The organism is Arthrobacter zhaoguopingii (genome assembly GCF_009828605.1).
Lineage (GTDB): Bacteria > Actinomycetota > Actinomycetes > Actinomycetales > Micrococcaceae > Arthrobacter_D > Arthrobacter_D zhaoguopingii.
Genome location: NZ_WIAE01000001.1, coordinates 301,760 through 322,476, shown reverse-complemented (window position 1 = coordinate 322,476; position 20,717 = coordinate 301,760). Strand labels below are relative to the sequence as shown.

Here is a 20,717-nt window from a genome sequence, read left to right as displayed (position 1 = left end):
GCCGGCTGCCGGCTGCCGCTGCGTCGGGGCTCAGTAGCCGAGGATGACCGGGATGCTCTCGCGTCCCGTGGCTCCGGGTGGCACGGCACTCACCGCGATGCCGGCGGCACCGGCGAGGGTGTTGACCTGCGCGCCGTACACGGGATCCCCCGTGGCGCTGATGACCGCCGCGGCGGCGCCCACCATCAGTTCCGAGGCAGGCACGGCCACCGAGGTGCCGCCGGCGAGGTTGAAGATTTTCGGGGTGCCCAGGGTCCCGTCGGCCCGGATACCGGTCACGCTCACCTCCGAGCGGCCGGACGGCGAACCGAAGACCAGCGAGGCGTCAGTGCCGTCGGCGAAGACGACACTCGAATCTCCGCCGATCCGCGCCGCGGCAACGGCAAGGCCCTGATCGACGGGTTTGCCCGGGCCTGTCCCCCTGCTGACCCGCACGGCCGCCGAGACCGGAACATCGGCGCTGACGGCGACGGTGTAGTTCCCCTCGGGCAGCTCATCGAGCGGCAGCGTCGTCAACGCTCCCGCCCGGGCCGTGACGACGCCGCCGTCGTCGAGGGCCCGCTCTCCGTCGGGGCCGAGGACCACCACATCGAGGACGGCGTCGCTGGTTCCCGGCACCAGTACCTGCAGGGCCGGGGCGGCCCCTTCGTACCCCTCCTGCTCCCGGATGCGCCGGGCGGTGGCGGCGTCCTGGATGGACACACCGGGAAGGACCTGGGTGTCCGCGGGACCGGCGGTCGGTGTCAGCAGTTCCACCCCGCCGGGGGTGAGCCCCCGCAGCTCGCTCTGCTGGATATAGGCGGTGATCCGGCCGCCGGTACTGCGCACCCGCACCGCGAGCTGCTCCTGGTCGGCCGCGAGCCCGCCCAGGACCAGCTGGCGGGTCTGGCCGGGCGGCACGAGCAGCCCGGTGCCGCCGGCGGTCTTCAACGGCCCCTCGGCGCCGGTCAGTTCGAGGTCGACGGTCGCCGGGGTCGAGGTGGGGTTGGACAGGAGGAGCACCGAGGTTGAGCCGACGGTGGTGTCGGCCCCGAGGATCCACAGGTCATTCGAGGGCGCCTGGCAGGGGGCGGCGGCAAGCCCGCGCAGGTCGCCGTCCCTGGCGGTGTAGCTGAACATGGCGCCGGCCACCGGAGTCTGCGCGCCGAGCGGTTCGGCCCGGAACACCGAGGTATCCTGGACGGCCGTACCGCCGGCCACTCCGGCGGTACGGCTGGTCAGCCCGGTGGAGTCGCTGCTCGCCGGAGGGGCGGCCTCCGCACCCTCCGAGGGTCCCTTCGAGAGCACCGCCAGCGGGTCCCCGCCGCGGAGGGGGGAAAGGGCGCTGCCCGGAAGAGCTCCCGAGAGGTCTCCCAGGACCATGGCACTGACGGAGGTCTTGGCCGACTTTGAGACGGGGCTGAATTCCGGGTCGATGCCTCCGGCATCGGCGCCGAGCAGCCGGGGCGGTCCTGCGCAGACCGCCGTGTAGTCTCCGGCGGGCACGGCCGTCTCTGCCAGGTCATAGCCGAGGGCGTCCGCCGCCGGCCGTGGAATCAGGGTTCCGGTGGCCAGCGCCGCCGTGGCTCCGAGCACCAGCACCGCGGCCGCGGCACCCCGCGGCCCGTGCAGGCCATGGCGGCGGGGGCTCACGGCTACCGGCGTGGCCGCCGCTGCAGAGGACGCCGGATCGGGGGCGGGATCCTGCACTGCAGCAGCGTCGGTGCCGGCCGGTTCCGATGCGCGCTGGGCGGTGCCCTCCTGGGGCACGTCCTCCCGCTTTCCTCCCGCCTGGGGGGTTTCCTCCTGCGGAAGTCCCTCCTGGAGGGCGGGCTGTCCGGGGCTCCCGCCCTCGGTGCGTCCGTTCCCGGTTCCCCTGTCGGTGCCGCCGCTCATGCTTCCGTCTTTCCAGAGTTGGATCCCACGAGACCGGGACCGGTCCCGTGCTGGCCCCTTCCGGCGTCCGCCTTCAGGGACCCCGACCCGTGCCGCATGGGCTCCTCCGGTGTGTGCCCGCTTCGGGGTGCCGTCGGAGCTGCGGGCCGCCCCCGCTCCGGACGCACCGCCGCGGGCACGCGCGCCAGCTTCAGACCGGTCGGAAGTGGAAGCGCGAGCAGCAGCGTGATGAGCAGGACCGCGGCCTGGCCGGCCTCGACCCACGGCTGCCAGGGGCTGAGGAACCTCACCTCGAGCTCACCGCCGGCAGCGGGCAGCGCGAAGGCCTGGGCCCATCCGGTCGACTGGCTGTCCAGGGCCCGCCCGTTGAGGGTAGCCTTCCAGCCCGGATCCGCCCGTTCCGCGAGCACCAGGGTGCGGCCCTCGGACCCGGACGGGATATCGGCGTCGACGCTGAGCGGGCCGGAGGGAACGAGTGCCTCGGCGCTGCCGGAGGCATCGAGGATGCGCACCCGCGCGGTCTGCGCTCCGGCGTCCTCGACGCCGGCCGATGTTGCCGGCGGCACCACCCGCCAGAGCCAGCCGGAGGGTGTATTGCCGACTGCGGCCAGCCCCGGGACGGAGTTCAGCTGCCCGGCCAGCAGTTCCGCCGCCGTTCCGCTCTGCTGGAGCACGACATAGCCGACGCCGAGGGCGCGAAGGTCCTCCCGCGGGTCGATGCCGGTTCCTCCCGTGATCACCGCGACGGTGGTCCGAAGTGCTGCCGTCGCATCGTCGTCGCCGCGCACGGCCGCCCGGCCCGGAGGCCCCTGGACGGCGCGGGCAGCGTACAGCGGGGACAGCGCATCGAGGGTGGTGCCGCCCCCGCGGACCAGGGCGGCGTCGATGGCGCCCTCCTCCGTTCGTTGGAGCACCAGGGTGCGGGTGCGGTCCGGTCCGTTGCCGCGGTCGGCGGCGGTCGCCGGCAGGGTCCGGGCCGGGCTGGGTGAGACCTGGAGGTCGGCTCCGAACCGGGTGCCGGGGGCTGCCGTGCCGTCTGGAACGGTGTCCGCAGTCCTATTCCCCTCAGTCCCGTTCCCTGCAGGGGACTGCCCCCCGGAAGCGGGTGCCGCCATGCCGGAGGCCGGCGCCGCAAGCACCTGGGGAAGGGTCCACAGTCCAAGGCTGACTGCCGGACCGAGGGCCAGCATGACCGCACCCCCCGCAAGCAGCGGCCGGACCCCGCGCCGGACCGCTCCGGCGGACGACGTCCGGGCGGCGAAGCGGTCGGCGCCCAGAAGCGCGGCGGCGAGCACGGCCAGGCTGAAGGCCGAGACCAGGGGGCCGGGGAACGGCGGGATGAGGGAGGTCGGGCCCGCCGCGACCGGCAGGTAGGCCGAGGCCGCGCTGCAGGCCAGCACCAGGAGGGCGACGGCCCACGCGGACAGCGCCACCGGCCGGATGCGCCCGGAGACCAGCGCACCGGCGGCGAGCAGCACGACCGGCGCTCCTACGACGAGGGCGGCGGCCAGTGCCCACGGTCCGGCGGCCGGGATGCCGGCCGGGGCGGCGAGGGCGTCAAAGGACACCGGGTAGCCGAGCACCTGCTGCCAGGGCGCGGCAGCGGAGAACTGAAGCGGCACTCCCGGGTCGCCGAGGATGCCCCGGGGCTCGAGCCCCGTGGAGATGGCGACCGGGAGGGCCAGGACGAGGGGAGGAAGCAGCGACCACCAGAGGGTCCGGGCCCTCCGGCGCAGGATCAGGCATGCTGCGGCGAGGCCGAGGACGGCGGCGGGCAGCAGTGATGGCGCCGCTGAGGTGGCTGCGGCCAGGGCGAGGCCGGCCGCTGCTGCGGCGGTCCAGCTGGGCACCCCGTTCGTGCCGGGCCGCAACCGGACCTCACCCGTTGCGGACGGGACGGAGGCGGCGGCGCCGACGGCACGGACCAGGCCCAGGAGCACGAGCGGCAGCAGGAGGTGGGCAAGCAGGGCGCCGAGCCTGCCGCTGTCGAGCGCGACCTGCAGGGCCGGCACCGCAGCCCAGAAGAACGCCGCCCACAGGCGCAGCCCCGGCGAGCGGGTGAGCGCGCCCGCGGCAAACCAGGCGGCGAGCCCGGCCAGCGGCAGCGCGAGCAGGTGGAGAGTGACGAGCGCCGCATTGGGGTTTCCCAGCCCGAGCGCCGAGAGCGCCCAGAGCAGGTAGGAGAAGGGGCTGCCGTGCCCGGGCGCCCCGGAGCCCAGTGGCACCCACCAGGCCGAGGCTTTCTCCCAGATCTCCCCCGGCGTGGTCGCAAGGGGCAGCAGCGCTCCCCCAGCCAAGGACGGGGCACCGATCCAGCCGCGCAGGGCCACCAGTGAAACACCGAGCAGCACGGCCGCGGCGGCAAGTGCCCCCGCCCCGACCCAGGCCCGGCCCGGCGCCGCCAGCGCCGCGAAATCGTCGTTGCTGTCACCGGCCGGGACGTCCTGCTCGGGAACGGCTCCCATGCCGCCTCCGCCGGCAACCGCCCCACGGGCGGTGAACGCCTCAAGGACGGACCGGCGGTGCGCCCAGACCTCGCGGCGCGGAGTGAGCAGCGGCCGCACGACGCCCCGTGGCAGCCGCCGGGTCCGTCGTGCGCTGCGCCGGGACCGGGCCAGGACCACCGGACGAAGCGCCGCAGCGAGGCTTGCCAGGAGCTGCCCCGTCCCGTGGGCGGGATCCTTGGCGAGCAGTCCAAGCAGCAGCCGGCTGAAGCCACCGAGCACCGCGCCGACGGCGAGGAAGGGCACCTGCCACAGCGGGGCGTGCTTGAGCCGAAGGAAAACCTCAGCCCGGCGGGCGGCCCGGCTGCCGACCGGCCCGGTCCCGCGGGAGGAGGCATGGTGCAGCACGGCGGCCGGCACCACGACCACGCGGTGTCCGGCGAGGCGGTTGCGCCAGCAGAAGTCGATGTCGTCGCCCACGCCTGGCAGTGCCGGATCGAACCCGCCCAGGGCATCCCAGACGTCCCTGCGGATCAGCATCCCGGCGGAGTTCACCGCGAAGATGTCGCTGCGGGCGTCGTACTGACCCTGGTCGTGCTCGTCGACGTCGATGAGGGTGAGCCGCTCTGCCCACCGGCTGATGGAGAGCCCGACGTCGAGGAGTTCCCGCGGATTGTCCCAGTGAACCTGCTTGGTCCCGGCGACCGTCACCGAGGGTGCGCGCTCGACGGCCAGGAGCAGCTCCTCGAGCGCCGTGGGCCCGGGTGCCGAGTCGTCATGCAGCAACCAGAGCCAGTCCTGGTTCTCCGAGCCCTCGGCGGCGGCCTTCCGCGGGGAAATCTGCGCAACGGCCGTCCGGACGGCGGCACCGAATCCGGCCCGCGCCGGGGAACCCACCACCGGCGCGCCGACGGGAAGACCGAGCTGGAGGGTCGACGCCGAGTCGTCGGTGGAACCGGTGTCAACGCCGACACAGAAGTCGACCGGGCGGGTTTGCCCGGCGAGGGCCTCAAGGGTGGTGGAAAGATAGCGGGCGCCGTTGTGGGCTACGACGACGGCCGTAACGCGGAGGTCAAGCAGAATCAGACTGCTCGCTTCCGCAACCGGCGCCGCTCGCGCTCCGAGAGTCCGCCCCAGATGCCGAAGCGTTCGTCGTTCTCAAGCGCGTACTCGAGGCATTCCGAGCGGACCATGCAGGCACCGCAGACCTTCTTGGCATCCCGGGTGGAGCCGCCCTTCTCGGGGAAAAAGGCCTCGGGGTCGGTCTGGGCGCACAGCGCATCCGACTGCCAGCCGAGTTCGCCGTCGTCGTAACCGCCGGCCGGCGGCAGGCCGGGCCACTCGGGCTGGGCCTTCCGCTCGCCCTGGGCCGGTGCCTGCGCGCTCCAGGCCTCGTCGGAGCGGCCGGGCAGGACGAGGAGGCTGCTCGGGCCCTGCTCCACTTCCGGCAGGCCGGTCAGTGCTTCATGAGCCGCCAGGAAGGCGGTGGCCTGGTCCTCGAGGGAACTGCGCGTATCCTCGCGGTACCGCTCGGCCGCACCGGGGTCGGCGGGGTCAAGGAACCAGTCGTCGGGCACCCCCCGCGAACCGTAGCGCGCCGAAGCATGCGCTGCGATGTGGCGTTGGTCCTCGACGCGTTCTGGATTCCCCATAGTCAGCCCTCCCGGTGTCCCCATCCCAGCCTCATCCCGGTCGACGCTCGCGCCGGGGTGCTGGAAAAAATCCGATACCTAATTACAAGGGTGTAATACACAGGAGTCAAGCGGGGGCGGCAATTTTACAGAGCAAAATTCCATTCGCGGGCGAACGCCACGCGGGAAAACCTACTCGAATTACCCGCCGCACTACTTGGAAGGGACCGGGATGCCGGAACTGCCCTCCCCGGGGTGCGCACGTCCTATCAATTCTATGCTGGGAAGCGCACATGCCTCTAATCGCGGCGTCCCCCGTCCCCACCCTCGGAGAAATACCCATGGACCAGCACCCCCTTCCCACGGCCGTCCTCTCCCGCCTGCGGGAAGCGACCTCTCCGCGCCTCGTCTGGTACGGCCCCGACGGCCGCATCGAACTGTCGGGCAGGGTGTTCGACAACTGGGTCGCAAAAACGGCGAACCTCCTCGTTGAGGAACTCGACGCCGAGGCCGGCATGCGCGTTGAGCTCGACCTGCCGGTTCACTGGAAGTCCCTGGTGTGGGCGCTGGCCTGCTGGCAGGTGGGGGCCGTCCTGGTCCCCGCATCCGCTCCGCCGGGAACCGACCCCGGCCCGGGGTCGGGCGCGGACCTTGTGGTGACCTCGGCCGAGCGGGAGGTGGCCCCGCCGGCGGTACAGGTTGCCGTCGCCCTTGGCGCGCTGGCCCTGGGCTGGCCCGCCCCGCTGCCCGCGGGGGCGGTCGACTACGCCGCCGAGGTGCGTTCCTACGGCGATTATTTCGCGGACGCCGTGGCGCAGGACCCCTCCACCGTCCTGTTCGACGGTGCCGGAGCGGACAGCGCCGGGCCGGCGGGTCCCCTGACCGTCGCCGGCCTGAGCCGGCTCTATGCGGCGGTGCCTGAGCCTTCCGGCGTCGTGCTCCTGGGAGCGGACACTTCCCTGCCCCGGGCCCTGGCTGCGGCCCTCGCGGTCTGGAGCGTCGACGGGACCCTCGTCGTCGTCCATCCGGAGGTTCCGCTCACGCAGAGCCTGCTCGACGGCGAACGCGTGGGCGCCCGGGCGGCCTTCGCCGCGGACGCCGGCTGAGACCGGAGGGGAGCACCGGGAACGGGCTACTTCGGGTCCGGATCTCCGGTGCCGACGCGAACGTTTCCGGCGGCCCCGGCCTCGGGCAGGGTCCCGGTGTGGACGTGTAGGAGTTCGTGGTCCTGGCTGAAGTTCGGGTCCGCATCGAGTTCGGCGTTGAAGACCCAGAACCGGTAGGCCACGAAACGCACCGCGGTCGCGAGCACCGTGCCCGCAACGCCGGCAAGGAACAGCACGTTGGGATCGAGAATTCCGAAGGGGTACTTGGCGAGCCACACGCAGCCGGCGGCGATGCCCATTCCGATCACGTTGATCAGGACGAACATCGAGAATTCGCGGAGCGCGTTGGGCTGCCTGCGGTGGCGGAACGTCCAGTAGCGGTTGGCGACCCAGGCGAAGAGAGTCGCAACGGAGGCGGACACCAGGCGGGCCTTGACCTCGCTGCCGGCCATCGGGCCGTGGATCAGCCACCAGAACAGCCCGTTGTCTATGACAAACGCCACGCCACCGACGGCCCCGAATTTGGCGAGTTCCCGCCAGAAGAGGGAGACGAGGCCCCGGATGCGTTCCGTAACTGCTGACATGTGACCTCCGCGGTCCAAGGGTAATTACCGTCCACCGCAGAGCGTCGGGCCCGCCACTGCGGGCGGCCCGGCGGAACACCGGGCGGTGTCCCGCTCCGCGCCGGCGCGTGGCGTACGAGCCATCATCTTACGGGCCGAACCTGTGCGTTTCCTACCTCTTCGGCTCCGTCCGGCCCCCCGCATCCCCGCGATGGCTGCGCTGGTAGGTACCCTGAGATAGTGACTTTTCCCGTAATTGGCGTAGTGGGCGGCGGCCAGCTGGCCCGCATGATGGCAGGGCCGGCAATTGAGCTCGGCCTCGAATTGAGGGTCCTGGCGGAGGGGCCGGGCGTGTCGGCCGTGGCCGCCGTCGCCTCGTCAACCGTTGGCGACTACACCGATCTCCAGGCGCTGCGCGCGTTCGCCGCAGGGGTCGACGTGCTGACCTTCGACCACGAGCATGTGCCCGGGGAGCTGCTGGAGCAGCTCACCGCCGAAGGCATCAATGTGCAGCCGCGCCCCTCGGCCCTCGCCCATGCCCAGGACAAGCTGCGGATGCGCCGCGCAGTCGAGGACCTTGGCCTGCCCAACCCGCGCTGGGCCCCCGTCGCCGACCTCGGCGCCCTTGAGGCCTTCGGCCGCACAGCCGGCTGGCCCGTGGTCCTGAAAACCCCCCGCGGCGGTTACGACGGCAAGGGCGTCCTCGTCCTGGACACGCCCGCGGACCTCCACCGGGCCGCCGACTGGTTCGGGGCGGGCGACCTCCTCGCGGAGCAGTTCGTGCCGTTCGAGCGCGAACTGTCGGTCCTCGTGGCCCGCACGCCGTCGGGCCGGACCCGGGCCTGGCCCGTCGTGCACTCGATCCAGGTCGCCAGCGTCTGCGACGAGGTCATCGCACCGGCGCAGGGGCTCGACCCGTCGGTGGCGGCCGCCGCCACCGAGGCGGCGCTGCGGCTCGCCGAGGCGCTGGAGGTGACCGGCGTGATGGCCGTTGAACTCTTCGAAACGCCCGCTTCCCCTTCTGGCTTCCTGATCAATGAACTGGCGATGCGCCCCCATAACTCCGGGCACTGGACAATGGACGGCTCGGTCACCGGGCAGTTCGAACAGCACCTGCGCGCCGTCCTCGACCTTCCGCTCGGGGACACCTCCCCGACCGGACCGGTCGTGGTCATGAAGAACTACCTGGGCGGGGCCAACACCGACATCTTCGGTGCCTACGCCGAGGCCCTCGCCGCGGAGCCGTCGGCTAAAGTGCACTTCTACGGCAAAGAGGTGCGCCCCGGCCGCAAGATCGGCCACGTGAACGTCGTTGCCGCGGCGGGTGAGGACCTCCAGACGGTCCGGGCCCGGGCCGGCAGGACCGCTGCGACCCTGCGCGACGGCACCGATTCCTGGAAGGAAAAATAGTGATCAACCCATTGGTGGGACTGGTGATGGGTTCGGATTCGGACTGGCCCGTCATGGAGCAGGCGGCCGCGGCCCTAGACGAGTTCGGGATCGCGTACGAGGCCGACGTCGTCTCGGCGCACCGGATGCCCGTGGAAATGATCCAGTATGGCCAGCAGGCGCACGAACGCGGGCTGCGCGTCCTGATTGCCGGTGCCGGCGGAGCCGCACACCTGCCCGGGATGCTCGCCGCCGTGACCCCGCTGCCGGTGATCGGTGTGCCCGTCCCGCTGAAGTACCTCGACGGCATCGACTCGCTGCTCTCCATCGTCCAGATGCCAGCGGGTGTGCCCGTGGCCACCGTCTCGATCGGCGGAGCCCGCAACGCGGGACTGCTCGCTGCCCGCATCCTCGCCGCCGGTGAGGGCGAAACCGCCGAAAGGCTGAGGGCCCGGCTCGTCTCCTTCGCAGCGGACCTGAAGGAGACGGCCACAGCGAAGGGCGCCGCCCTGCGCGGGCGCGCCGGACGCCGGGCGACGGAGGCCCCATGATCGACAACCCAAGCGCCTCCACCCCCGCGCGGGGCGTCCGCGGGCAGCTCACCGATCCGGTGCGCTATCCCCAGTCGGCCCCGCCCGAGGTGCGGACCAAGCGTGCCTTCTTCCTGCTCGTCCTGACGCTGTTCCTGCCCGGTTCGGCCCAGATCGTCGCCGGCGACCGGAGCCTCGGCCGCCGGGCGCTGCGGGTCACCCTCACCGTCTGGGTCCTGGCCATCGCCGGTGCCGTCCTGGCTGCCTCGAACCGGCAGATCCTCGTGACCATGGTGACCCACCAGCTGTGGTCGCTGCTGCTGATCGCCGTACTGCTGGCGCTGGCCGCCGGGTGGGCGTTCCTGTTCATCAACACCTTACGGATTATCTGCCTGCCGCTGCTCGAGCGCGGGGTGCGGCCCCTGGTGGCCGCCGCCCTCGCCGTCGTCATGTTCGCCACCAGCGGCTCGCTCGCCTACGGCGCCTACCTCCTGGGCCTCGGCCGCTCCACCGTCGGCTCGATCTTTCAGGCCGGGCCGGCCTTCGACCCCGTTGACGGCCGCTACAACTTCCTGCTGATGGGAGGCGACGCCGGGGAGGACCGCACCGGGCGCCGCCCCGACAGCATCTCCGTCATCAGCGTCGACGCCAAGACCGGGGCGACGATCACCTTCAGCATCCCGCGCAACTTCCAGAACGCTCCGTTCCCGGAGGATTCGCCCATGCGCGAGGTGTACCCCGACGGCTACAACTGCGGCGACGAGTGCATCATCAACAGCCTCTACACGACGGTGTCCCAGAACTACGCCGACCTCTACCCGGGGAGCAAGGACCCGGGGGCCGAGGCCATGATGGACGCCGCGTCCGGAGTGCTCGGCCTCGAGGTGCAGGGCTACCTCCTCGTCGACCTCAACGGCTTCGAGGAGCTCATTGACGCAATGGGAGGCATCCGCATCAACGCCGGCGGCTGGGTTCCCATTTCGGGCCCCGACATCCCCGGAACCGACCCGGTGCGCCACTACCCGCCCGAGGGCTGGATCCCGCCGGGAGTCCAGACCCTCGACGGCTTCCACGCCCTCTGGTATGCCCGCTCGCGCGAGTTCGTCACCGACTACGACCGCATCTCCCGGCAGCAATGCGTACAGCAGGCCATGATCGCCCAGCTCGACCCGGCGACGCTGCTCACCCATTTCCAGGCGATCGCCGCCGCCGGAACCCAGGTCGTCGAGACCGACATCCCCTCCGACCAGCTCGGAAGCTTCGTGGACCTGGCGCTGAAGGCCAAGGAGCACGAGACGCGCCGCCTGACCATCGGCCCGCCGGACTTCGGCACCCCGGCCGACAACTTCGTCACCTACCCCAACTTCGACGACATCCACTCCCGCGTCCAGCAGGAGTTCGCCGCGGCCGCCGAAACCGATGCCGGGGCCGCCGGGGAGCTGCCCGGTCTCGAGCGCGCGGGCCTCACCACCGTGCTGCCTGCACAGACCACGGATCCGGGCATCACCCAGGAGTACCTCGACCAGCTCGCCGCCATCGGTGACGACGCCACCCTGAGCACCCTGCTGGCCGACAACGGGGAATGCTCCCCGGCCTGATCCCGACGAAGAGGAGCGCCATGTACCTGCTCGAGAACACCATCCGGCCCTACGCGTGGGGCTCCCGGACCGCGATCGCCGAGCTCCTGGGCAGGGCCCCCTCCGGCGGGCCGGAGGCCGAACTGTGGATCGGCGCCCACCCCGGGGCGCCGTCCATGGCCCAGCTGCCGGATGGACGCTCCCCGCTCGACGACGTCATCGACGCCGACCCCGACGGAACCCTGGGCGGGGAGGTGGCGGCGCGGTTCGGGCGCCGGCTCCCCTACCTGATGAAGGTGCTCGCCGCCGGGTCGGCGCTCTCGCTGCAGGTGCACCCCAGCACCGGGCAGGCGGAGGCGGGCTTCGACGCCGAGGAACGCGCCGGCGTCGCACCGGACGCGCCCGAGCGCAACTATAAGGACCGCAGCGCCAAGCCCGAAATGGTGTTCGCCCTCTCCCCCTTCGAGGCGCTGTGCGGGTTCCGGCCGCTGGCCGACGCCGCCGCCGTCCTCAGCCACCTCGAGACCCTGGTGGAGCCGGGCTCGGAGGAGGCCGAGGTACTCGGGGCGGTGGCTGCGGAGCTCGGATCCGGCGCCGCCGGACTGCGGTCGGGCTTCGAGATGCTCCTTGCCGCCCGTCCGGAGATCGTCGCGGCGGTCGAAGCGGCCGTGTCTGCCCCGCCGGAAGGATCCGGGGACGCCGGCGACCCCCGCTTCACCCGGGACCTGGCCACCGTGGCCGAACTCGGTTCGCAGTACCCCGGCGACCCCGGCGTCCTGATCGCCCTGCTGCTCAACCGCGTCTCGCTGCAGCCCGGGGAGGTGCTCTACCTCCCCGCCGGGAACATCCACGCCTACCTCAGCGGGCTCGGCATCGAGGTGATGGCCTCCTCGGACAATGTGCTCCGCGGCGGGCTGACCCCCAAGCACGTCGACACGCGCGAGCTCCTGAAGACCGTCGTGTTCGAGCCGCTCGCACCCCCGGCGCTGCAGCCCGAGCGCACAATGCTCGGGCAGGAACTGTACCGTCCGCCGTTCGAGGAGTTCCAGCTCCAGCGCATCGCCCTCGGCCCGGTCTCCGGGCCCGGGCAGGAGGGAAGCATGGCTCCCTCGCACCTGCCGCTGGCGCAGCACGGGCCCACGGTGGTCCTCGCCGTCTCCGGCTCAATCCTGCTCGACTCACCCGTCTCGGACCTGCTGCTGACCCGGGGCCAGTGCGCCTTCATCCCCGCCGGGGAAGCACCGGTCCTGGTGCGGCCGGCCGGTGAAAGCACCGACGAGGGCGTCCTCGCCTTCGCCGTCACCGTCGGTGGGGACGCGGACGGGGTCGACGGCGCCTGAGTCCGGCGCCCGGCGGCGGCCGGGTCAGCGGCGGAGTTTGGCCGCGGCCGCTCCGACCAGCACCCGGCCGCCCCGCACCGCCGTCTTGGCCAGCGGCAGGGCCGACGCGAACACCGGGTACAGGGGGGAGAGCGCCTTGTCCCAGGTGCCCATCAGCTGGTCCTCGTGGCCGGCCCAGCCCATCTTGAACTTTGAGACGCCGTCGTTGAGGAGCCCGTTGAAGTCGTAGCGGGTGATCCCCCGCCGCTTCATCTCCTCGATGGCGAACCACTTCAGGGCGTAGTTCGCGCGGAGCCGCTCGCCCTCCTCGGTCATCCCGCCGTACAGCTCGAAGGACGTGGCGTCGCTGGCGGAGAGCCACAGGAAGGCCACCACCTCGGTGCCGCTGTAGGCCGCGTACACCGGGGAGGCCTCGCCCAGGTTGTCGAAAATGTCGAAGTAGTACGAGTCCTCGTGGATTCCAAAGCCGGCCCGCTCCGCGGTCTGGCGGTAGACGGCCAGGCAGGCCGGCAGCTCCCCGCGGACGACCCGCCGGTAATCGACGGCCTCCCGGCCCGACTTGCGGATGTACTGGCGGTGCTTCTTGCTCATCCCCGCCAGCAGGTCTTCGGTGGACTGCGTGAGGTCCAGGATCAGGGTGCGCCCGATGAGGATTGTATTGGTGCTGCGCTTCCAGCCGGCGGAGGCCAGACGCGCCTCGACCGCGCTGCCGGCCTCCCAGTCCGGTTCGATCGAGAGCGCGACGGAGCCATGGGCCGAGGAGACGTGCGCCGCCACGGCGTCGAGGACCTCCACCTCGCGGCCTTTCACGGCCTGCGGTCCCCGCGGGATGTAGGCGAGGCTGCGCAGGGGGAACGGGAGCTTCCGCAGCAGCACCTGCGCCGAGCCGACCGTTGCGGCGCCGTCGCGCACCTCGACGCGCTCCACCGACCACCCGTGGTCCGCCTTCGTCTGGCCCCACCCCCACAGCTGCTGGGGATGACCGGACAGGGCGTTCACACCGGCATCCCAGAGGGCGCGGTCAAGGCAGGGCGTTACGGAGAGGCTCATGAGCCAACTCTATCCGGGGGTTCCCTCCGGGGGCGGCACCCCTGCCCGCCCGGCACCCGCCCGGGGCCACCCCTCTCGGGAGCGCAGCACCGACCGTTCAACCGCCCGCGGCACCGTTCCTGCTGCAGTCCGGGTGGAAGCGGCACCCGCCGGCCGCAGGAGTTCCGGGCGCTCGATCCGTGTGACAAGAGACACCCTGAGGCGTCTCCGGGCAGGCCCGTGGCGTACCCGCGCGTAGGGTGGAAAGTATGCCTAGAACCGCCGCACGATCTGACGGACCACCCGGACAGCACGACACACCGGCTCCCGACCTCCCCGAATCCAGCCTTGATTCCGGCCCGGCTCCCGCCCTGCCTGAACCCGACCCCGACCCCACCCCCGCCCCCGGCTCCGCCAGGCTTGACCGGCCGGTGTTCTTCACCGCCCTCGGCGTCGTCACCGCACTGGTGCTGGCCGCGGCCATCTTCCCGTCGGAATTCACCGACGTCACCGCCGCCGTCCTCGCCGGCCTCGTCACCAACTTCGGCTGGGCCTTCGTTGCGACCGCCACCGGCTTTGTCGCCTTCGCCCTCTTCCTCGTCTTCAGCAGGTACGGCAGGATCCGGCTCGGCCGCGACGACGAAAAACCCCGGTACTCGACGCCGTCCTGGATCGCCATGATGTTCAGCGCCGGCATGGGCATCGGCCTGATGTTCTACGGCGTCACCGAGCCCATCTCCCACTACCTGACGCCGCCCGTGGAGGGCATCGAACCGGGCAGCCCGGCCGCCGCGCGCCAGGCCATGAACTACACGCTGTTCCACTGGGCCATCCACCCGTGGGCCATCTACGCGGTCGTCGGCCTGGCCCTCGCCTACTCCGCCTACCGCAAGGGCCGCGGAGCCGGCTTCAGCGGCGCGTTCCTCCCCCTGTTCCGCGGCAGGCCGGCCCCCGGTGCGCTGCGCGCCATCGACGTCTTCGCCATCTTCGCAACCCTCTTCGGATCGGCGACCTCCCTGGGCCTCGGCGTCCTCCAGATCAACGGCGGCCTCACCGAGGTCTTCGGCACCGGAAGCAGCCTCGGCCTGCAGATCGGCATCATCGCCCTGCTGACGATCTGCTTCGTCATCTCCGCCGTCAGCGGCATCAGCCGCGGCATCAAGTGGCTCTCCAACGGCAACATGATCCTCGCCCTGGCCCTGCTGTTCTTCCTCTTCGTCGTCGGACCCACGGTGTTCATCCTCGAGCTGATCCCGGCCTCCGCCGGCAGCTACCTCGTCAGCCTGCCGCAGATGGCCTCGCGCACCGGCGCGTTCGGCGGCCACGAGTGGCTCTCCACCTGGACCATCTTCTACTGGGCCTGGTGGATTTCCTGGACGCCCTTCGTCGGCTCGTTCCTGGCCAAGATCTCCCGCGGGCGCACCATCCGGGAGTTCGTGATCGGCGTCGTCGCCGTGCCCAGCGCGATCAGCGTGCTCTGGTTCAGCGTCTGGGGCGGAACCGCGATCACCGCGCAGGACTCCGGCACCGACATCGCCGCCGCGAATGCCGAAAGCCAGGAGTCGGCGATGTTCGCCCTGCTGGCCGACTACCCGCTGGCCGCCATCACCTCGGTCATCGTGGTGCTCCTCGTGGCCGTGTTCTTCATCTCCGGCGCCGATGCCTCATCCATCGTCCTCGGCTCGCTGTCCTCCTTCGGCGCGGCCGTGCCGCCGAAGTGGATCACCGTGCTGTGGGGGCTGCTCACGGGAGCGGTGGCGGCAACCCTGCTCTGGGTGGGAAGCCTTTCCGCCCTGCAGACGCTGACCATCATCGCCGCCGCGCCGTTCCTGCTCATCATGATCGGCCTGTGCACGGCGCTGATGATGGACCTGGTCCGGGACCCGGCCGTCACCGGCCCCCGCCCGGCGTCGCTTCGCGAGGCCCGGCAGCGGCGCGCCCGGCTCCTCCGCGGCCGCCTGCGGAAGCTGCAGTAAGCGCGTCAGGGCACCTTCACGATCGCACTGCCCGACGCCGCGCTCTCGGCGACCGCGGCGAGAACCCGCTGGAGCTGCAGCCCGTCCTCGAAGGACGGGCTCGGCTCCACGCCGGCCGCCACGGCCACCAGGAAGTCGCGGATCTCGTGCGTGAAGGAGTGCTCCCAGCCGAGCAGGTGGCCCTGCGGCCACCACGCCTCGAGGTAGGGGTGTTCGGGTTCGGTGACCAGGACGCGGGTGAACCCCTGCCCGGCGGCGGCGACCGTGCCGTCGAACACGGAGAGCTCGTTGAGCGACTCGGAGTCGAAGGAAAGGGACCCGCGGGTGCCGAAGACCTCGATCCGCAGGGCGTTCTTCCGGCCCAGCGCCATCCGTGACACCTCGACGCTCGCCACCGCCCCCGAGGTCAGCGACAGGCTCGCCCAGACCGCGTCGTCGACCGTGACCTCCTGCGGGCCGTCGGGTCCGCGGCGGGACCCGACGAAGGTGCGCATCCGGCCGGTCACATCGGCGACGGTGTCCCCCAGCAGGAACTGCACCTGGTCGATGGCGTGGGAGGCGATGTCCCCCAGCGCCCCGGAGCCGGCCTTCTCCTTCTGAAGCCGCCACACCATGGGCGCCTCGGCGTCGGCCAGCCAGTCCTGGAGGTACGCCGTGCGGACCTGGCGGATCTCCCCTAGCCGGCCCTCGGCGATGAGCGTGCGGGCCAGGGCGAGCGCGGGGACCCGCCGGAAGTTGAACCCGACCATCGACTGGATGCCGCGCGCCCGGGCCGCGCGGGCGGCAGCGACCATGGTTTCGGCCTCCGCGACGGTATTGGCCAGCGGTTTCTCCACCAGGACATGCTTTCCGGCCTCAAGGGCGGCGACGGCGATCTCGGCGTGCAGCCACCCCGGAGTGCAGATGTCGACGATGTCGATGTCGGGCCGGTCCAGGACCTTCCGCCAGTCGGTCTCGGATTCCTGCCACCCGTACCGCCGGGCCGCGTCGGCCACCGAGTCGGCGTCCCGCCCGACGAGGACCTTCTGTTCGAAGGCTGGCACCTCGAAGTACCCGGCGACATTGCGCCAGGCATGGGAGTGCGCCTTGCCCATGAAGGCGTAGCCGATCACGGCCACGCCCAGCGGGCGGGTCGAATCTCGCTGCGGAGACATCGACATCACCGGTCCTTTCCCCGGCGGAGGCCGGCGCCGTGCCTGCTTGATTTGCCTGCTTGATCTGCCTACTTGATGCGGGCGTAGCTTTCCCATTTGTGGGCCTGGTGCTCGCCGTCGACCACCCGGATCGTCCCGGACTTCGAGCGCATGACGATCGACTGGGTGAGGACCTTGTCCTTGTTGTACCGCACCCCGCGCAGCAGGTCGCCGTCGGTGATGCCCGTCGCGGCGAAGTAGCAGTTGTCGCTGGTGACCAGGTCGTCCGTGGAGAGGACCCGGTCGAGGTCGTGCCCGGCGTCGATGGCCTTCTGCTTCTCCTCGTCGCTGGTGGGCCACAGCCGGCCCTGGATGACACCGCCGAGGGTCTTGATGGCGCAGGCGGCCACGATCCCCTCGGGTGTTCCGCCGATGCCCATCAGGGCGTCGACGTCGGTGCCTTCTCGGGCAGCGGCGATCGCGCCGGCGACGTCGCCGTCCATGATGAACTTCGTGCGGGCCCCGGCGGCACGGATCTCCTCGATCAGCGGCTTGTGCCGGTCCCGGTCGAGCACCATGACGTTGAGCTGGCTGACCTTCTTGCCCTTGGACTTCGCGATCAGGTGGAGGTTCTGCTTGACCGGCAGGCGCAGGTCGACCATGTCCGCGGCCTCCGGGCCGGTGACCAGCTTTTCCATGTAGAACACCGCCGACGGGTCGAACATGGTGCCGCGTTCGGCGACGGCGAGCACGGCGAGCGCGTTGTTGATGCCCAGGGCGGTCAGCCGGGTGCCGTCGATGGGGTCGACCGCGACGTCGCACAGCGGCCCGCTGCCGTCGCCGACCCGCTCGCCGTTGTAGAGCATCGGGGCTTCGTCCTTCTCGCCCTCGCCGATGACGACGATGCCGTTGAAGTGGACCGTGGAGAGCAGCGAGCGCATGGCGTCGACCGCGGCGCCGTCCGCGAGGTTCTTGTCACCGAAGCCCACCCAGTGCCCGCCTGCGATGGCGGCGGCCTCGGTGACGCGCACCAGTTCCAGCGCGAGGTTGCGGTCCGGTTCCTGGTCACCGACGGCAAGGGCCGGCGACAGGGTGGAGTACTGGGCGTTCTGGGCGGTGGGGTTTGCGGCGTTCTCGCTCACGTGGGTCCTCATCGTTGAAGGCAGTGTTGGCGCAGGTCCGGTTCCGCCGGCGGGGCCGGCACAGTCCCTGAAGCCATCATAGTGGGGCAGGTCCGCCAGTGGAGCCCGGGCTTGCGGTCATCCGTTTAGGCCGGGGGCCTTCGGTGGGGGAAAATGGGAAGGTGAGCGATGCACAGCAGGAGACCGCAGGGCCCGACGGCGCCCGGCCCGGTGCCGACAATCCGGCGCCCAAGCCGGTCCTGACCCCCGCGCAGGCCAAGCGCGCCAACTCGACGGTGGTGGGCATGGTGATGGCGGTGGCCGCGACCGTCGCGATCGTCGTCCCGGTCGTCCTGATCAATCCCACGCACACCGCCGAGACCTACCAGCGCGACATCGACGTCGATCGGGTCGCCGGCCAGGCCGCGGGCGACGCCGGCTACGAGCCGGCCGCCCCGGAGCTGCCCGAGGACTGGAACTCGAACTTCGCGCGCTGGACCTCGGGCACCAGCGACGGGGTCGACTACTGGGAGGTCGGCTACCTCACCCCGGACAAGGGCTTCATCCAGTTCACCCAGACCGTCGAGGGCAACCCGTCCTGGACGGCCCAGCAGGCCGGTGAGGCGCAGGTCTCCGGCGGACGCACCATCGGCGGCGTCGAGTGGGAGCTGCTCGATGCCTCGAACGGCGATACGGTGCTCACCTCCGAGGTGGACGGATCGACGCTCATCCTCAGCGGCGAGGCCGACCTCACCGAATTCGACGTGCTGGCCGAGGCTGTCCTGGCCGACGTCGAGCCCGCGCCGCCGACTGCCGAGTCCCCCTGACCCACCGGTAGAGTGGGCAGCGTGACCGAGCAACTGACCCCCGCCCAGGCCTGGCTCCGACTTCAGGAAGGCAACGCGCGCTTCGTCGCAGCGGATTCCTCCCACCCCAACCAGGACGCCTCGCGCAGAACCTCCCTGGTGCACAACCAGAACCCCTTCGCCGTGATCTTCGGGTGCTCCGACTCCCGGCTGGCCGCCGAGATCATCTTCGACCTCGGCCTCGGCGACGTGTTCGTCGTCCGTACCGCGGGCCAGGTGATCGACGACGCCGTCCTCGGTTCCCTCGAATACAGCGTGAGAGTGCTGGGCGTGCCGCTGATCGTCATCCTCGGGCACGACAACTGCGGGGCGGTCACTGCGACGATGGACGCCATCGACACCGGAAACATGCCCACCGGGTTCCTGCGGGACCTCGTGGAGCGCATCACCCCCTCCGTGTTGACCGCCCGGCGCGACGGAACGACGGAGGTCAACGGCACCGCCGTCGAGCACGTGCGGCAGACCTCCAAGCGCCTGGTGGACAGCTCCAGGGTGATCGCCGACGCCGTGGAGTCCGGCTCGACCGCCGTCGTCGGGGTATCGTACCGGCTGGCGGAGGGCAAGGTTGTGCGGGTCTCCGGATTTGGCGCACTGTAAGCGCTGAGGCGAGAATTGGCCCATGACGCCAACCCCGAATACCACTTCCCAGGACGCCGGATTCCGGATCGAGCACGACACCATGGGCGAGGTCCGCGTTCCGGCGAACGCCCTGTACCGCGCGCAGACCCAGCGCGCCGTTGAAAACTTCCCGATCTCCGGCACCACCCTTGAGCGGGCGCACATCGAAGCGCTGGCCCGCATCAAGAAGGCAGCCGCGACGGCCAACGCCGAACTGGGGGTGCTCGACGGCGAGCGCGCCCGGGCCATCGAAGCCGCGGCCGAGGAGGTGGCGGCGGGAAAGTACGACGGCGACTTCCCCGTCGACATCTACCAGACCGGCTCGGGGACCTCCTCGAACATGAACGCGAACGAGGTCATCGCCACCCTGGCCACCCGCGCCCTTGAGGCCGCCGGCAGCGCGGTGACGGTCCACCCGAACGACCACGTCAACGCCTCCCAGTCCTCCAACGACGTCTTCCCGACCTCCGTGCACGTCGCGGCGACCTCGGCGCTGACCAACGACCTCATCCCGGCCCTTGAGCACCTCGCCGCGGCGCTGGAGCGCAAGGCCGCGGAGTTCAGCACCGTGGTGAAGTCCGGGCGCACCCACCTGATGGACGCCACCCCGGTCACCCTCGGGCAGGAGTTCGGCGGCTACGCCGCGCAGGTCCGCTACGGCATCGAGCGGATTCAGGCATCCCTGCCCCGCGTCGCCGAGGTTCCCCTGGGCGGCACCGCCGTCGGCACCGGCATCAACACTCCGGCCGGCTTCTCGGCGCGCGTGATCGAGCTGCTCGCCGCCGACACCGCCCTTCCGCTGACCGAGGCCCGCGACCACTTCGAGGCCCAGGCGAACCGCGACGGCCTCGTTGAGGTCTCCGGGATGCTGCGCACCATCGCCGTGTCCCTGACGAAGATCCACAACGACCTGCGCTGGCTCGGCTCCGGCCCCAACACGGGCCTCGGCGAGATCGCCCTGCCCGACCTGCAGCCCGGCTCCTCGATCATGCCGGGCAAGGTCAACCCGGTCATCCCGGAGGCCGTGCTCATGGTCTGCGCGCAGGTTATCGGCAATGACGCCACCGTGGCCTGGGCCGGCACCAACGGCGCGTTCGAGCTCAATGTCGGCATCCCGGTGATCGCCCGCAACGTGCTCGAGTCGATCCGCCTGCTCAGCAACTCCTGCCGCGTCTCGGCCGACCGCATGGTCGACGGGATCACCGCGAACGTGGACCGGGCGCGCTTCCTCGCCGAGGCCTCGCCGTCGATCGTCACCCCGCTGAACAAGTTCATCGGCTACGAGAACGCCGCGAAGATCGCAAAGAAGGCCGTCGCCGAGGGCCTCACCGTGCGTGAGGCCGTTCTCGCCCTGGGCTTCGTGGAACGCGGCGACCTGACGGAGGAGCAGCTCGATACGGCACTCGACGTCCTTTCGATGACCCGGCCGCCGCAGGCCTGACGCCTCCCGCGCGTCCGCCCGCGGCCAGCGCACCCGAAAACGACAAACGCACCGGTTTTATCCGGTGCGTTTGTCGTT

Annotated in this window: 16 protein-coding genes; 9 read left to right on the top strand and 7 right to left on the bottom strand. The window is 71.2% G+C overall.

Annotated elements, in window-relative coordinates; translation table 11 throughout:
* Positions 1 to 30: 30 nt before the first annotated feature.
* The 3 genes from GVV77_RS01470 to GVV77_RS18245 are packed head-to-tail and all read right to left on the bottom strand — an operon-like array spanning position 31 to position 5,971.
* Positions 31 to 1,875 (bottom strand): DUF5719 family protein, encoded by a 1,845-nt coding sequence (locus GVV77_RS01470; RefSeq protein WP_159615695.1) that lies wholly within the window; start codon positions 1,873 to 1,875, stop codon positions 31 to 33.
* Positions 1,872 to 5,399, bottom strand: coding sequence for a glycosyltransferase family 2 protein (locus GVV77_RS01465; protein ID WP_159616153.1), 3,528 nt, complete (start codon positions 5,397 to 5,399; stop codon positions 1,872 to 1,874). The genes GVV77_RS01470 and GVV77_RS01465 overlap by 4 nt, the downstream gene beginning before the upstream one ends.
* Positions 5,400 to 5,401: 2 nt before the next feature.
* A complete protein-coding gene (locus tag GVV77_RS18245; protein WP_159615693.1) occupies positions 5,402 to 5,971 on the bottom strand; it encodes a WhiB family transcriptional regulator in 570 nt (189 codons plus the stop codon).
* A 320-nt stretch (positions 5,972 to 6,291) separates the two neighbouring features.
* Between GVV77_RS18245 and GVV77_RS01455 the strand changes: the two genes are divergently transcribed.
* Complete coding sequence (locus tag GVV77_RS01455; protein ID WP_159615691.1) at positions 6,292 to 7,056, top strand: TIGR03089 family protein; 765 nt, start codon at positions 6,292 to 6,294, stop codon at positions 7,054 to 7,056.
* A 26-nt stretch (positions 7,057 to 7,082) separates the two neighbouring features.
* On the opposite strand, the gene GVV77_RS01450 is transcribed toward GVV77_RS01455, so the two are convergent.
* Complete coding sequence (locus GVV77_RS01450; protein WP_159615689.1) at positions 7,083 to 7,640, bottom strand: GtrA family protein; 558 nt, start codon at positions 7,638 to 7,640, stop codon at positions 7,083 to 7,085.
* Between the two features lie 219 nt (positions 7,641 to 7,859).
* Here GVV77_RS01450 and GVV77_RS01445 point away from each other — a divergent pair, with 219 nt between their 5' ends.
* From GVV77_RS01445 to manA, 4 genes are read left to right on the top strand one after another with little or no spacing between them, the layout of a single operon-like run.
* On the top strand, positions 7,860 to 9,029 hold the full coding sequence (locus GVV77_RS01445) for a 5-(carboxyamino)imidazole ribonucleotide synthase (RefSeq protein ID WP_159615687.1): 1,170 nt from the start codon (positions 7,860 to 7,862) through the stop codon (positions 9,027 to 9,029).
* A gap of 26 nt (positions 9,030 to 9,055) precedes the next feature.
* Positions 9,056 to 9,559 (top strand): 5-(carboxyamino)imidazole ribonucleotide mutase, encoded by a 504-nt coding sequence (gene purE, locus GVV77_RS01440; RefSeq protein ID WP_159616151.1) that lies wholly within the window; start codon positions 9,056 to 9,058, stop codon positions 9,557 to 9,559.
* A complete protein-coding gene (locus tag GVV77_RS01435; protein ID WP_159615685.1) occupies positions 9,556 to 11,136 on the top strand; it encodes an LCP family protein in 1,581 nt (526 codons plus the stop codon). The genes purE and GVV77_RS01435 overlap by 4 nt, the downstream gene beginning before the upstream one ends.
* A 20-nt stretch (positions 11,137 to 11,156) precedes the next feature.
* The gene (gene manA, locus GVV77_RS01430; RefSeq protein ID WP_159615683.1) at positions 11,157 to 12,455 is read left to right on the top strand and encodes a mannose-6-phosphate isomerase, class I; all 1,299 of its coding nucleotides are present in this window, start codon (positions 11,157 to 11,159) and stop codon (positions 12,453 to 12,455) included.
* Positions 12,456 to 12,479: 24 nt separating this feature from the next.
* Here the strand turns inward: manA and GVV77_RS01425 are convergent, their stop codons facing one another.
* Positions 12,480 to 13,505, bottom strand: a complete 1,026-nt coding sequence (locus tag GVV77_RS01425; protein WP_159615681.1) for a lipid II:glycine glycyltransferase FemX — start codon at positions 13,503 to 13,505, stop codon at positions 12,480 to 12,482.
* Positions 13,506 to 13,753: 248 nt separating this feature from the next.
* Here GVV77_RS01425 and GVV77_RS01420 point away from each other — a divergent pair, with 248 nt between their 5' ends.
* Positions 13,754 to 15,460 carry a BCCT family transporter gene (locus GVV77_RS01420; RefSeq protein WP_159615679.1) on the top strand — a complete coding sequence of 569 codons (1,707 nt, stop codon included), beginning with the start codon at positions 13,754 to 13,756 and terminating at the stop codon, positions 15,458 to 15,460.
* A 5-nt stretch (positions 15,461 to 15,465) separates the two neighbouring features.
* On the opposite strand, the gene GVV77_RS01415 is transcribed toward GVV77_RS01420, so the two are convergent.
* Both GVV77_RS01415 and glpX read right to left on the bottom strand, forming a co-directional pair.
* Positions 15,466 to 16,620, bottom strand: coding sequence for a Gfo/Idh/MocA family protein (locus tag GVV77_RS01415; RefSeq protein ID WP_159615677.1), 1,155 nt, complete (start codon positions 16,618 to 16,620; stop codon positions 15,466 to 15,468).
* 62 nt (positions 16,621 to 16,682) lie between these two features.
* Complete coding sequence (gene glpX / locus GVV77_RS01410) at positions 16,683 to 17,747, bottom strand: class II fructose-bisphosphatase (RefSeq protein ID WP_159615675.1); 1,065 nt, start codon at positions 17,745 to 17,747, stop codon at positions 16,683 to 16,685.
* A 149-nt stretch (positions 17,748 to 17,896) separates the two neighbouring features.
* On the opposite strand from glpX, the gene GVV77_RS01405 reads away from it, so the two are divergent.
* Genes GVV77_RS01405 through GVV77_RS01395 form a run of 3 tightly spaced genes read left to right on the top strand, consistent with a single transcriptional unit; the run spans position 17,897 to position 20,639 of the window.
* Positions 17,897 to 18,541, top strand: coding sequence for a DUF4245 domain-containing protein (locus tag GVV77_RS01405; RefSeq protein ID WP_246199562.1), 645 nt, complete (start codon positions 17,897 to 17,899; stop codon positions 18,539 to 18,541).
* A 21-nt stretch (positions 18,542 to 18,562) separates the two neighbouring features.
* Positions 18,563 to 19,177: a carbonic anhydrase gene (locus GVV77_RS01400; RefSeq protein WP_159615673.1), complete on the top strand. Its 615-nt coding sequence runs from the start codon at positions 18,563 to 18,565 to the stop codon at positions 19,175 to 19,177.
* 22 nt (positions 19,178 to 19,199) lie between these two features.
* The gene (locus GVV77_RS01395; protein ID WP_159615671.1) at positions 19,200 to 20,639 is read left to right on the top strand and encodes a class II fumarate hydratase; all 1,440 of its coding nucleotides are present in this window, start codon (positions 19,200 to 19,202) and stop codon (positions 20,637 to 20,639) included.
* The last annotated feature ends 78 nt before the right edge of the window (positions 20,640 to 20,717 follow it).

Excerpts from the sequence above, each read along its gene's own strand:
- GVV77_RS01470 (WP_159615695.1), bottom strand. The coding sequence starts at position 1,875 with ATGAGCGGCGGCACCGACAGGGGAACCGGGAACGGACGCACCGAGGGC.
- GVV77_RS18245 (WP_159615693.1), bottom strand. The coding sequence starts at position 5,971 with ATGGGGAATCCAGAACGCGTCGAGGACCAACGCCACATCGCAGCGCAT.
- GVV77_RS01455 (WP_159615691.1), top strand. The coding sequence starts at position 6,292 with ATGGACCAGCACCCCCTTCCCACGGCCGTCCTCTCCCGCCTGCGGGAA.
- GVV77_RS01450 (WP_159615689.1), bottom strand. The coding sequence starts at position 7,640 with ATGTCAGCAGTTACGGAACGCATCCGGGGCCTCGTCTCCCTCTTCTGG.
- purE (WP_159616151.1), top strand. The coding sequence starts at position 9,056 with ATGGGTTCGGATTCGGACTGGCCCGTCATGGAGCAGGCGGCCGCGGCC.
- GVV77_RS01435 (WP_159615685.1), top strand. The coding sequence starts at position 9,556 with ATGATCGACAACCCAAGCGCCTCCACCCCCGCGCGGGGCGTCCGCGGG.
- manA (WP_159615683.1), top strand. The coding sequence starts at position 11,157 with ATGTACCTGCTCGAGAACACCATCCGGCCCTACGCGTGGGGCTCCCGG.
- GVV77_RS01425 (WP_159615681.1), bottom strand. The coding sequence starts at position 13,505 with ATGAGCCTCTCCGTAACGCCCTGCCTTGACCGCGCCCTCTGGGATGCC.
- GVV77_RS01420 (WP_159615679.1), top strand. The coding sequence starts at position 13,754 with ATGCCTAGAACCGCCGCACGATCTGACGGACCACCCGGACAGCACGAC.
- GVV77_RS01415 (WP_159615677.1), bottom strand. The coding sequence starts at position 16,620 with ATGTCGATGTCTCCGCAGCGAGATTCGACCCGCCCGCTGGGCGTGGCC.
- glpX (WP_159615675.1), bottom strand. The coding sequence starts at position 17,747 with ATGAGGACCCACGTGAGCGAGAACGCCGCAAACCCCACCGCCCAGAAC.
- GVV77_RS01395 (WP_159615671.1), top strand. The coding sequence starts at position 19,200 with ATGACGCCAACCCCGAATACCACTTCCCAGGACGCCGGATTCCGGATC.